General features: G+C 59.2%; 10 protein-coding genes. 9 read left to right on the top strand and 1 reads right to left on the bottom strand.

Translation table 11 applies throughout. From position 1 onward, the window contains the following. Positions 1-9 precede the first annotated feature (9 nt). The 3 genes from FTE24_RS02905 to dnaB are packed head-to-tail and all read left to right on the top strand — an operon-like array spanning position 10 to position 3,810. A complete protein-coding gene (locus tag FTE24_RS02905) occupies positions 10-2,001 on the top strand; it encodes a DHH family phosphoesterase (protein ID WP_150234396.1) in 1,992 nt (663 codons plus the stop codon). After that, positions 1,998-2,441, top strand: a complete 444-nt coding sequence (rplI, locus tag FTE24_RS02910; RefSeq protein WP_141447788.1) for a 50S ribosomal protein L9 — start codon at positions 1,998-2,000, stop codon at positions 2,439-2,441. Before FTE24_RS02905 ends, rplI begins: the two co-directional genes overlap by 4 nt. Position 2,442: 1 nt before the next feature. Next, on the top strand, positions 2,443-3,810 hold the full coding sequence (gene dnaB / locus FTE24_RS02915) for a replicative DNA helicase (RefSeq protein WP_141447787.1): 1,368 nt from the start codon (positions 2,443-2,445) through the stop codon (positions 3,808-3,810). Positions 3,811-3,948: 138 nt separating this feature from the next. On the opposite strand, the gene FTE24_RS02920 is transcribed toward dnaB, so the two are convergent. Then, positions 3,949-4,149, bottom strand: coding sequence for a DUF2512 family protein (locus FTE24_RS02920; RefSeq protein ID WP_150234392.1), 201 nt, complete (start codon positions 4,147-4,149; stop codon positions 3,949-3,951). A gap of 421 nt (positions 4,150-4,570) precedes the next feature. Between FTE24_RS02920 and FTE24_RS02925 the strand changes: the two genes are divergently transcribed. The 6 genes from FTE24_RS02925 to FTE24_RS02950 all read left to right on the top strand — a co-directional run bounded on the left by FTE24_RS02925 (position 4,571) and on the right by FTE24_RS02950 (position 12,978). Further along, positions 4,571-5,353 (top strand): SDR family oxidoreductase, encoded by a 783-nt coding sequence (locus tag FTE24_RS02925; RefSeq protein ID WP_150234390.1) that lies wholly within the window; start codon positions 4,571-4,573, stop codon positions 5,351-5,353. A 390-nt stretch (positions 5,354-5,743) separates the two neighbouring features. Further along, the gene (locus tag FTE24_RS02930; protein WP_150234388.1) at positions 5,744-7,030 is read left to right on the top strand and encodes an adenylosuccinate synthase; all 1,287 of its coding nucleotides are present in this window, start codon (positions 5,744-5,746) and stop codon (positions 7,028-7,030) included. 210 nt (positions 7,031-7,240) lie between these two features. After that, complete coding sequence (locus tag FTE24_RS02935) at positions 7,241-8,908, top strand: M23 family metallopeptidase (protein ID WP_150234385.1); 1,668 nt, start codon at positions 7,241-7,243, stop codon at positions 8,906-8,908. 176 nt (positions 8,909-9,084) lie between these two features. Continuing rightward, on the top strand, positions 9,085-9,813 hold the full coding sequence (yycF, locus tag FTE24_RS02940; protein WP_141447782.1) for a response regulator YycF: 729 nt from the start codon (positions 9,085-9,087) through the stop codon (positions 9,811-9,813). A gap of 3 nt (positions 9,814-9,816) precedes the next feature. Beyond that, the gene (gene walK / locus FTE24_RS02945; RefSeq protein ID WP_150234383.1) at positions 9,817-11,679 is read left to right on the top strand and encodes a cell wall metabolism sensor histidine kinase WalK; all 1,863 of its coding nucleotides are present in this window, start codon (positions 9,817-9,819) and stop codon (positions 11,677-11,679) included. Further along, on the top strand, positions 11,680-12,978 hold the full coding sequence (locus FTE24_RS02950) for a two-component system activity regulator YycH (RefSeq protein WP_150234381.1): 1,299 nt from the start codon (positions 11,680-11,682) through the stop codon (positions 12,976-12,978). Positions 12,979-13,031 lie beyond the last annotated feature (53 nt).

Raw genomic sequence — 13,031 nt, forward strand, 5'->3', positions numbered from 1 at the left:
GAGGAAACGATGCCAAATTTTTTGCTGAAACGCTGGTACGGTTATCGAACCGTCTGGGCGCTTCTCCTGCTGCTTGCGCTGACGATCTTCGTCACGGTCTACAACTGGCCGCTCGGCCTGCTGTCGCTGTGCCTCGTATTCGTCGTCGTGTTCGTCATGCTGCGGGCCGAGCTGAAATTCAGGCAAGAACTTGCCGAATACACGTCCGCGCTCTCTTACCGCGTGAACAGCATCGAGGGCGAGATTACGCACCGTCTGCCGTTCGGCCTGCTGCTGTACGATACCGATCGGGCCGTGGAATGGCATAACCGCCAGTTCGCGCAGCTGTTCAACCTGGAGACGGCCGTCGGCCTTCCGCTGTCGGAACTGCTGCCAGGGCTGCCCGCGTTGACCCGCGAACGAAAAGACGGTTCCAAAGAGCCGCTGCAGCTGGTCCAGGCGGAGATCGAAGTCGGACCGGATACGTACGACGTCCGGGTCTATCCGGAAGAACGTCTCGTCTACCTCCAGAAAATGACCGAAATGGCCGAACTGCGGGAGCGTTACGAGAAGGAAAGCCTGGCGCTGGGCATTCTGGTGCTCGACAATCTCGAAGAAGCGTTTCAGGGCATGGACGATCAGCAGCGCACGCTGACGATCGCCCGAGCGACCAGCCTGATCAACGGCTGGGCGCGGCAGTACGAAGTGTATTTGCGCCGGTTGTCCAGCGAACGCTACATGATGCTGCTCAACCAGGCGTCGCTGGAGAAGCTGGAGCACAGCCGCTTCGTCATTCTCGACGAAGTGCGCGAAGCGACGAGCGACCTGAAAGTGCCGATGACGCTGAGCATCGGTCTGGCGTGCGGCAGCGAGAAGATCAGCGAGCTCGGCGCGCTGGCGCAGTCCAGTCTCGACATGGCGCTCGGCCGCGGCGGCGATCAGGCCGCGGTCAAAGCCGGACAGCGCCTGTCGTTCTACGGCGGCCGGTCCAACGCCGTCGAGAAACGGACCCGCGTCCGGGCGCGCGTTATCGCGCATGCGCTGCGCGACCTCATGAAGCGCAGCGACCGGGTCCTGATTATGGGTCACCAGAATCCGGACATGGACGTGATCGGCGCCGCGATCGGCATGCTCAAAGCGGCCGACCGGCTCGAAGTGGAAGCGAGCATCGTTCTGGACGGGGATAACCCGTCCATCACGAAGATGATGGAGCGCATTCGCGCCGACCTGACGCTGGCGGATCGCTTCGCCACGCCGGAGGAGGCGCTTGCGCTCATGACCGAGCGCACGCTGCTCGTCGTCGTCGACACGCACAAGCAGTCGCTGACGATCGAGCCGAAGCTCGTGCAGCGGGCGAAGCAGGTCGTCGTGATCGACCATCATCGCCGCAGCGAAGAATTTATCAACGAAGCGGTGATCGTCTACCTGGAGCCGTACGCGTCTTCCGCCAGCGAGCTGGTGACCGAACTGCTGCAGTACATTCACGACAACATGACGCTGACGCCGCTCGAAGCGACTACGCTGCTGGCCGGCATCACGATGGATACCAAACATTTTACGCTGCATACCGGTTCCCGCACGTTCGAAGCCGCAGGCTTCCTGCGCCGCAGCGGAGCCGATACGATTCTCGTTCAGCGCATGCTGAAAGAGGATTTGGGCGAGTACATCTCGAAAGCTGAAATTATCAAAAACGCCCGCGTCGTCATGGGCGGCGTCGCGATTGCGGTCACGGACGGAGGCCGTCAGTTTCCGCAGCTGCTGATCGCCCAGGCGGCCGATACGCTGCTCAACATGACGGACGTGAACGCGTCGTTCGTCATCGGCAGCCGTCCCGACGGCCTGACGGCCATCAGTGCCCGTTCGTTCGGCAAGATCAACGTTCAGGTCGTGATGGAACGCCTCGGCGGCGGCGGGCACTTGACCAACGCGGCGGTGCAGCTCGACATTTCCCCGCAGGAAGCGGAGAAAAAGCTGTTTGCCGTGCTTGAAGATATTGAAAAGGAAGAGGGGCTATTCGAATGAAGGTTATTTTTCTCAAAGACGTAAAAGGGCAAGGCAAAAAAGGCGACGTGAAGGAAGTATCGGAAGGTTACGCACAGAACTTCCTGTTCAAGAACGGAACGGCGAAGCCGGCTACGCAGGGCAACGTCAAGACGCTGGAGAACCAGCATGCGGCCGAAGAAAAGCGCAAGGAAGAAGAAAAGCAGGAAGCGGTCGAACTCGGCAAAAAGCTGGAAGCCGTTACTGTGCAGATCAACGCTAAATCCGGCGAAGGCGGCCGTCTGTTCGGCGCCATCACGAGCAAGCAGATCGGCGAAGCGCTGTCCAAGCAGGGCTTCAAAGTCGACAAGCGCAAGATCGAGCTCGACGAGCCGATCCGGACGCTGGGCATGATCCAGATTCCGATCAAGCTGCACAAGGACGTCAAAGCCACGCTCAAGGTTCAGGTTTCGGAGGAATAGGATGAGCGAGGATCTCTTTTTCGACCGGATTCCGCCACAAAATCTGGAAGCGGAGCAGGCCGTGCTGGGCGCGGTGCTGCTCCAGGCCGAAGCACTTATTACAGTCATGGAGAAAATCACGGCCGACGATTTCTACGACAAGTCGCACCAGATGATATTCGAGGCCATGGTCCAACTCGGGGAAGAGAGTCAGCCGATCGATCTGGTGACGCTGACCTCGCTGCTCAAAGACAGGGGCCAGCTGGAAGACCTCGGCGGCGTCAGCTATTTGTCCAAGCTGGCGCACGCCGTCCCGACGGCCGCCAACGTCGAGTATTACGCGCAGATGATCGAAGAAAAAGCGATGCTGCGCAGACTGATCCGTACCGCGACGCAGATCGTCAGCGAAGGATATACCGGCGGCGAAGACGTCGGCCTGATGCTGAGCGACGCGGAACGCAAAATCCTCGAAATTTCCAACCGCCGCTCAAGCGGCGGTTTTGTCGCGATTCGCGACGTACTGATGGAAGTGTTCGACCGCGTCGAAATGCTGCACCAGAATCAGGGCGGCGGCGGCACGACCGGCATTCCGTCGGGGTTCGTCGATCTGGACGGCATGACGGCCGGCTTCCAGCGCAACGACTTGATCATTCTCGCGGCCCGTCCTTCCGTCGGCAAAACGGCGTTCGCGCTGAACGTCGCGCAGAACGTGTCGGTGCGGGCGGGCGAGACGGTGGCTATTTTCAGTCTGGAAATGTCGGCGGCGCAGCTTGTCCAGCGGATGATCTGCGCCGAAGCGAATCTCGACGCCAGCGTCATGCGGACAGGCGATTTCAAAAGCGACGAAGATTGGACCAAGCTGACGATGGGCATCGCCTCGCTGTCCGAAGCCGAAATCTATATCGACGACACGCCGGGGATCACCGTAGCCGATATCCGTTCCAAATGCCGCCGGCTCAAAAAGGAAAAAGGCCTCGGCATGATCGTCATCGATTATTTGCAGCTGATCCAGGGCCGCGGCAAATCGGGCGAGAACCGGCAGCAGGAAGTCTCCGACATTTCCCGGACGCTGAAGCAGATCGCGCGGGAACTGGAAGTTCCGGTCATCGCGCTGTCCCAGCTCAGCCGGGGCGTCGAGCAGCGTCAGGACAAGCGTCCGATGATGTCCGACCTTCGGGAATCCGGCTCGATCGAGCAGGATGCCGATATCGTCGCGTTCCTGTACCGGGACGATTACTACAATGCCGATACGGAAAAAAAGAACATTATCGAGATCATCATCGCCAAGCAGCGGAACGGTCCCGTCGGAACCGTCGAGCTCGTGTTTCTCAAAAACTTCAATAAATTCGTGAATTACGAACGAGCCCACTCGGACTCGTTTGCGGGATAGAAAAAGGTCCGCCGGACAATCCGGCGGACCTTTTTCTAGTCAAATTTAAGGAGACTTCGAACCCGAAAAGAAAATCTTTTTTTATCTTGTGCTTTTATCTTTCGCTTTTATCTTTCACCTGGTAAATCTCTCCGCCTCTCAACGCTGAGCACGAAACCGCGCATGCCCTTCATTATTTTTGCGCCCGGGAATCCCGTCTTGCAGCAGCCAAATATGGAAGAAGAATTCGAAAATACCGACGACCAGCGCCACGACGAACATATCGAAATACGACAGATTCCAGCCGAGCATGGAAGACGCGGCCCAGAGGACGACGTAGGTCAGGGCGGCATCGCCCAGCGTGGCGGCGGGTCTGTACGCAACCTTCGTCCTTGGAGTCCGCCTGCCGCTTGAATAACGGCGTGAGGACCGTTATTTCGGTCTGCCTGTCCACGCTGTGCGCAAATAGCGTCGTAGAAGCATTTATTCCTCCGGTTTGGCACCGAAATCCCTCTTTTTTCACAAAATAAGTGGATCTGCGTCGTTATTTGCGCTTTTGACGGTTTTTTTGTACAAATAACTGCTCTGAGGACGTTAATCCCGCTGTGCTTTTCCGCTAGCGGAGCGGAACCCTTTTCTGGAAATTGAAAGGAAAAATTTAAACGTCGATAAACTTGCCAAAGCAATAATGCAAATTTAAATCATATGTGTTATAATAAAGTTAGTAAGTGCTAATAAGTGTGTACGTTTAACTTCAAACTTCTGAGAGGACGTGTCATTCATGAACAGATTCGAACATAAAGTTGTTATTATTACCGGTGCAGGCTCGGGCCTCGGCCAGTCTTCCGCGCTGCAAATCGCCAAAGAAGGCGCCAAGCTCGTGCTGGTCGACCTCAACCCGAACGGCCTGGAAGAAACGAAGCAGCAGATTCTCGCAGCCGTACCGCAGGCGGAACTGCTGATCGTGACGGCGAACGTCGCCAAGGAAGAAGAAGTGCGCAGCTACGTCGACCAGACGATGGAGCGGTTCGGACGGATCGACGGATTCTTCAACAACGCCGGCATCGAAGGCAAGCAGGACCTGACCGAAGACTTCGGCATCGACGAATTCCGCAAAGTCGTCAGCATCAATCTGGACGGCGTCTTCTACGGCATGAAATACGTGCTGAAAATCATGAAGGAACAAGGCAGCGGTTCGATCGTCAACACGGCTTCCGTCGGCGGCATCCGCGGAGTCGGCAGCCAGTCCGGCTACGCGGCCAGCAAGCACGGCGTCGTGGGTCTGACCCGCAACTCCGGTATCGAATACGGCCAATACGGCATCAGCATCAAAGCGATCGCGCCCGGCGCGATCATGACTCCGATGGTCGAAGGCTCGCTGCGCCAAATCGGCGGCGACGACTGGGAAGCGGCCGGCGAAGAGTTCATTCAGCCGAACCCGATGAAACGTTACGGCAAACCGGAAGAAGTCGCTTACCTCGTCGCCTTCCTGCTGTCCAACCAGGCCGATTACATCAACGCCGCGGTGATCCCGATCGACGGCGGCCAATCGTACAAATACTAAGCTCGCCTTTGCATCCTTCGTGGGGAGGGACCACAAGCGCCGGCTTCATACGCACGACCCCAAGCGGAAGAGTTTCTCTTCCGCTTTTTTACGTTCTTTTTTCCTCTTCTCATTTCCGAACATTAAATTCATTCCCTCTCTAATTCGTTCGTTATTTATTTGACTTTGAAAAAACGGGCTGGTACACTATGATTGCTGCGTTAAAGCAGCGCAAGGAGCGCTTTTTCGTGTTTTGCGTCCTTTTTTTCAGGCAAAAATGCGTACAAAAGCCGTCTCCGCTCGTCCGTTAGCACGCTTCTCCGCCGGTATTTTCCACTGACGAAATTCCTGCCGGGATAGAGGACGGACGACCAATACAAAGGTGCAAAGGCACCCACGGAGGAATGTAAAATGTCAACGGTAGTCGTAGTGGGAACGCAGTGGGGAGACGAAGGCAAAGGCAAGATTACGGACTATTTGGCGGAAAGCGCCGACGTGGTCGCCCGTTATCAAGGCGGCAACAACGCGGGCCATACCATTTTGATCGAAAACAAAAAATACAAATTGACGATGATTCCATCGGGCATTTTCTATACGGACAAAGCCTGCGTAATCGGCAACGGGATGGTCATCAACCCGAAAGCGCTGATCGAGGAAATCAACTACATTCACGATAACGACTTCACGACGAAGAATCTGTCCATCAGCGATCGCGCGCACATCATCATGCCGTATCATATGGTGCTGGACGCGCTCGAAGAAGAACGCAAAGGCCCGAACAAAATCGGAACGACCGGCAAAGGCATCGGCCCGTGCTACATGGACAAAGCGGCCCGTATCGGTATCCGCATGGCGGATCTTATGGACGCGGAAGAGTTCGAGCTCAAGCTGCGCCATCTGGTAAAAGAAAAGAATCATATGATCGAACAGGTCTACGGCGGCGGAACGGTTGACGTGGAACAAATTCTCAAAGACTATCTGGAGTATGCGGAAATTTTGCGTCCTTACGTCTGCGACACGTCGGTCGTGCTCAACGAATATATCGATCAGGACAAAAAAGTGCTGTTCGAAGGCGCGCAGGGCGTCATGCTCGATATCGACCAGGGCACCTACCCGTTCGTCACTTCGTCCAACCCGTCCGCGGGCGGCGTCTGCATCGGTTCCGGCGTCGGCCCGGCGCGTATCAACCAGGTCATCGGCGTAGCCAAAGCCTACACGACCCGCGTCGGCGACGGTCCTTTCCCGACCGAGCTGCATGACGTCATCGGCGACACGATCCGCGAGACCGGCCACGAGTACGGCACCGTTACCGGCCGTCCGCGCCGCGTCGGCTGGTTCGACACCGTCGTCGTGCGCCACGCGAGACGCGTCAGTGGTATCACGGGCCTGTCCCTGAACTCGCTGGACGTGCTGACCGGCCTCGATACGGTCAAGATCTGCACCGGCTACAAGTTCCGCGGCGAGATCATCTCGCATTACCCGGCAAGCCTCAAGCAGCTGGCCGAATGCGAAGCGGTCTACGAAGAAATGCCGGGCTGGAGCGAAGACATCACGGGCGCCAAGACGCTTGAAGACCTTCCGGAGTCGACGCGCAATTACGTGAACCGCGTCAGCGAACTTACCGGCATTCCGATTGCCATCTTCTCCGTCGGCCGCAACCGCGAGCAGACGAACCCGGTTCTTCCGATCTACGTCTAAACCGGACTTCGTCCCAGCAGTACCGCGCCTTGTGCGCCGAACCACCTAGTTAGAACGCTCAAACCCGCGCCCCGCGCGGGTTTTTTGCTTTGTCGTAAAGTTGAAAAAAGCGCGGAATCTGTGGTAAGGTAGACGGAGGTTTTTTAAAGGTTAAAATTTTGACACTATTTCTAACGTTAGTCTGCGAGGCAAAGGAGAAGATCGAAGAACATGGAGAGTCCGAACAACAACAGCCGAGTCGAAGCCGCATCCTCCGAGCAGTCGGAAATGCAGCAGGGGAGCAAGGTCGTCTTGGCAGGGGGAAAGCCGGGGAAGATTCGCCGCTGGACAGCGGGAATCGTGGGCGGTGCCGTGCTGGCAGGCGGACTGACCTTCGGCGGATTCAAATACGTAGAAGCGCATACGCTGCCTTATTATAACGTGTATTCCGGAGATACGATCGTCGGGACGATCGCCGATCGAACCCAGCTTGACGAGCTGATCGCGAAGAAACGCGCGGAGTTCGCGGCCAAATATCCGAACGCGGACATGAAGCTGTTCACGGCGAACATCCGGGCCGAGCAGGCCGAAGGCTACAAAGTCGTGCCGGAGACCGAAGAGACGCTGCGCAAGCTCGAAGGCACGATCAAAGCTTACGCTACCGGCGTCGAGCTGGTTGTGGACGGCAAAACGATCGGCATCGTCAAAGACGAGCAGACCGCCAAAAAGCTCGTCCGCAAAGCCGAAAAGTCGTATATCAAGCAGGGCACGCAGACGGCGGGCGCCGCGACCAAACGTCTGGCGTCGACCGGCCGTTCCGCGTCGGCCGACGCGTCGACGTCCAAGCTGAATTCGATCAAGATCAACGAGAAAATCGCGTACAGCCAGACCGAGACATCGCCGACGCGTCTGCTGACCGAAGAAGAAGCGTACAAACTGCTGACGGTCGGGCAAAAAGATCCGGTGACCTACACGGTCGCCGAAGGCGATACCGTCAGCTCGATCGCGGCAAGGTTCGGTATCACGCAGGACGACCTCTACGCGAACAACACCGATATCAAGGAGTTCACGCTCCAGATCGGCCAAGAACTTCGCATTACGCTGCCGGACCCGGCGATCACCGTCACGACGGTCGAATCCGTCTCGGAGATTATTCCGACCGCGCCGGAACTCGTCATTCGCCGCAATTCCGATCTGGCCGCGGGCAAACGGATCGTCGCTTCCCCCGGCAAAAGCGGAGCGAAGCGCGTCGATTACCGCCTGACCAAAGAAAACGGCGAGATCGTGCGCGAAGCTTGGGTCGGCCAGGAAGTCGTTCGCCGCTCCGCGCCGATCGTCATCGTCAAGGGAACCAAAGAGATCGTCGAAGAAAAGCCGGTCGTAGAACAAGCTCCGCAGCCGGAACAATCGGCCGAACGGAGCGAGGAGTCTTCTTCGTCCGAACGCGAACAGTCCCGGTCTTCCGAGCCGGACACGTCGTCCTCGTCCGAATCGTCTTCGGACCGCGACGATCAGGAAGAAGTGACGTCCGGCGGCAGCGGCTTCAGCTGGCCGGTCAGCGGCGCTTCGATCTCCAGCACGTTCGGCAAGCGTTGGGGCAAGATGCACGCCGGCATCGACCTGACCGGGCCGTCGACGATCAAGGCGTCCGCACCGGGTACCGTCACGTACGCCGGCCAGATGAGCGGCTACGGCAATATCGTCATCGTCAGCCACGGCGACGGCTTCGAGACCCGCTACGGCCACCTGAGCGTTATCAACGCGAGCGTCGGCCAGTCCGTCTCCCGCGGCGAGTCGATCGGCGTGATGGGCAACACCGGCCGCTCCACCGGCACGCATCTGCATTTCGAGATCCGCAAAAACGGCTCGCCGGAAAACCCGTTGTCCTATTTGCCTTAAAAGGGCTGCGGGCGACTGTGACGCTTTATGCGTTTTGAATGACACGTTCTCGGATATTAAGCGCCTCCGGACCTTTCCCGGCGGCGCTTTTTCCCGTGTCCTATGGTAAAATAACGAAGATATCCCCGGGAAAGATCCCGAGAATAACGGGGAATCGAGCAAGGGGGCCAATCGAAATGCAGGGCAAAATCCTGGTTGTGGACGACGAGCAGCCGATTGCGGATATTTTAAAATTCAATCTGGAAAAAGAAGGCTACGAGGTCATCTGCGCGTTCGACGGCATTCGGGCGGTAGAACTTGCGCTGAGCGAGAAGCCGGACCTGATCCTGCTGGATCTGATGCTGCCCGGCAAGGACGGCATGGACGTCTGCCGCGAAGTGCGGACCCAACTGCCGGTGCCGATCATTATGCTGACCGCCAAGGACGGCGAGATCGACAAAGTGCTGGGGCTGGAGCTGGGCGCGGACGATTACGTTACCAAGCCGTTCAGCACGCGCGAACTGCTGGCCCGGGTCAAGGCGCAGATGCGCCGCCACCAGCCGGGCGCGGCGCTGCATCCGGGCACGGGCGCGCAGCCGCAGCAGCGGCAGGGACTGACCGTGGATGCCCTTTTTATCGATACGGATATGTATATGGTGTACAAGAACGGCGAGCCGCTCGACCTGACGCACCGCGAATACGAGCTGGTGTATTACATGGGCAAAAACGCGGGCAAAGTCATGACGCGGGAGCATCTGCTTCAGGCGGTGTGGGGCTTCGAATATTTCGGCGACGTGCGCACGGTCGACGTGACCATCCGGCGCCTGCGCGAGAAGATCGAAGACGATCCGAGCAAGCCGGAATACATTTTGACGCGCCGGGGCCTCGGCTACATGATGCGTTCGAACAAGCCGGGAGGATTTTAGGCCATGTTTCGCGGAGCCGCTTTTTTCCGTTCCGTGCAGGCGAAGCTGATCATCGTCTATATGCTGCTGATCCTGATCGCGATGCAGCTGATCGGCGTCTATTTCGTCAGCGCGATGAAGACGTCGCTGACGAACAATTTCACGAACGACCTCAAGGAACAGGCCGAACTGCTGTCCGTTCTGGCGGGACAGAACTGGACGGGCAGCGGGGAAGCGGCCGAGGACAAGACCGCGAGCCTGCGGACGCTCGTCGACAACTTCTCCAGCATGAGCAGCGGCGAGATCCAGGTGCTCGACGTCAGCGGCCGCGTGCTGATCACGTCGCTGTCGACGCACGCGGATCTCGTGAACAGCAAAAACACGCAGACCGTCGTCAGCCGCGCGCTGCAGGGCATCGACGATAACGAGGAATACATTATCGACGAAGACAACGTCCGCAAAAAGGTCGTCGCCAAGCCGGTCGTCAGCGCCGGCAAAATCGTCGGCGCGATCTATATCGTCGCTTCGATGCAGAGCCTGTACGATACGATGCAGCGCATCAACGGCATCTTCATCTCCGGCGTGCTGATCGCGCTCTGCCTGACGGCCGTGCTCGGCGTCATTCTGGCGCATACGGTCACGCAGCCGATCAAGGAGATGACCAAGCGGGCGACCGCGGTCGCCGAAGGGCGGTTCCACGTACGGATGCCGGTATTCGGCAGCGACGAGATCGGCCAGCTCGGCGAAGCGTTCAACCATATGACGAGCCGCCTGCAGGGCGTGCTGGCGCTCAACGAAGAAGAGAAAGAGAAGCTGTCTTCGATTCTGACGAATATGAGCGACGGGGTGATCGCGGCCGACGAATCCGGCTCGGTCATTCTCGTCAACCGGGTCGCGAGCGCCATGCTCGGCATGCGCGAAGCCGATATTATCGGCCGCGGCATCTCGGGGCTGCTCGACCTGCCCGAAGACGACGAAGAACTGCCGTCCGCCGGGCTGCGCAGCATCATTCTGGGCGGCAGCGGAGGCACGCCGGATTCGCCCGGAGGCCCGGGCGGGCGCGAAGACCTGACGATCAAGGCGACGCTCAGCCCGATCCACCGCCGCGAGAGCGGCACGGAAGTCGGCGTCAGCGGCACGATCGCGGTGCTGCAGGACATTACCGAGCAGGAACGGCTCGACACGCTGCGGCGGGAATTCGTCGCCAACGTGTCGCACGAGCTGCGCACGCCGCTCACGACGATCAAGAGTTATACCGAAGCGCTCGAAGACGGCGCGCTGGACGACCGGGCCGTGGCCGGACGCTTCGTCGGCGTCATCCAGAACGAGACGGAGCGCATGATCCGGCTCGTCACGGACCTGCTCCAGCTGTCGCGCATGGATTCCAAGGAGACGGCGCTGCGCCGCAAAAAAGCGGACCTGTTCGAATTGGTCGAGGAAGTTGCGGAACGCTTTACGTTTCCGCTGCAGGGCAAAGGCATCGGCATCCGGCTGAAGGCTTCGCCGGATCTCGGCACGGTCAACGTCGATCGCGACCAGATCGACCAGGTGCTAGACAACGTCGTGTCCAACGCGATGAAATACACGACCGAAGGCGGCGAAGTGACGCTGGACGCCTACCGGCTCGAAGACGGCCTGCGCTATGCGGTCGTCGTGTCGGATACCGGCATCGGCATCCCGAAAGAAGAGCTGGGCCGGATCTTCGAGCGGTTCTACCGCGTCGACAAAGCGCGCTCGCGCGGAATGGGAGGCACCGGGCTGGGGCTTGCCATCGCGCGCGAGATCGTGGAGGCGCACGGCGGCGATATCGCGATCGAATCGGAGCTCGGGCAGGGCACGCGCGTGACGTTCACGCTGCCCGCCTATGCGGAAGGAGGCGGCGAATAAGTGAAAGAACGGCTCAAAACGGCGGTACTGACCGTGCTCGTCGCCGTCAGTCTCGTGCAGAGCTACCTGCTGATCTATCGGCTGCCCGGCACGGGTTCGGTCGTCGTCTCGTCGGCCGGCTACGTCCGGACCGACGAGATGGGCGAGCTGCGAAGCGTCGAGGATACGCTGTATCCCGACCGCATGATCATTCATATGGGCGAAGACAAGCACACGATTTTCTATCCGGATTCGGCTTTTTACAAGCTGATCTATGCGCGCATTCAGGCACGCGACTTCGCCGCGTTCCAGGTGCAGCCGGTCTCGGGCGCAGATTGGGCGAAGATCGCGGCCGACAATCCGGGCATCGAGCTGTCGTTCGGAACCGGCCTGCCCGTTCCACTGCTGCAAAAAACGATGCGGCTGTCCGCGGACACGGCGTTCGAGACGGCGGATATCGACCGGATCTGGATCTACACCGGCAGCGGCGACGAGAAACCGCGCGCCTTCTTCTTCAGCGCCGACGGTCGGGACGTGTACGAGGCGAAGCAGCTCGACCTGACGGTGCAGGACGTGCTGCAGCACGTGGCGTTCGGTGAAGAATGGACGCCGTACACGCCGCTGAACAAGCATACGCTGTACGTGCCGTCCAAGCCGATCGTGCTGGCGGAAGCGGTGCTGGAGACCGAATCGTTCACGAGCGACCAGATGCAGCGCAATCTGTTCGCCGATCCGGCCGTGACACGCAACATTCACGAACAGGACGGTTCGGAGATCTACACCGACAGCAAGCGCAGCCTCCAGATCGAAGACGAGGCGCGCTGGATGACCTATACCGATCCGGCCGCCGCGCCGGCGATCGAAGCGGACGCGACCGAAAGCGTACTGTCGGCCGTCGACTTCGTCAACCAGCATGGTGGCTGGAACGGGCGCTACCGCGCCGAATTGCCGGGCGGCGGCAATTCGGACAACGATTCCGATTTCAGCGTCCGCTTCCAGCAGTATTACGGCTCGCTGCCGATTCTCGGCAGCGGCAGCGTGCGCTACGGCTTCATGAACCTGATTCTGCAGCAGGGCACCGTCTCGTTCTACGAGCGGTCGCTGCTGGAGACGGCGGACGTCGGGAAGCAGGGCCCGCAGTATACGCTGCCCGGCGGCCAGATGCTGATCGACCGCATCACGAATATCGAGGACGTGCACGGCCGCAAAGTCGTCGATCTGTACCCGGCGTATACGCCGCGCATGAACGGCGACACGCTGCGGCTCGTGCCGGGCTGGGTGGCCGTGCTGACAGACGGATCGATCGCGACGTTCAGCTAGGCTGGGCTTCGGCAGCAAGAGCAAGCGGCAGGCAGGGCGGCGAACCGCCGCAT

This window comes from Saccharibacillus sp. WB 17, from assembly GCF_008634075.2.
GTDB lineage: Bacteria > Bacillota > Bacilli > Paenibacillales > Paenibacillaceae > Saccharibacillus > Saccharibacillus brassicae.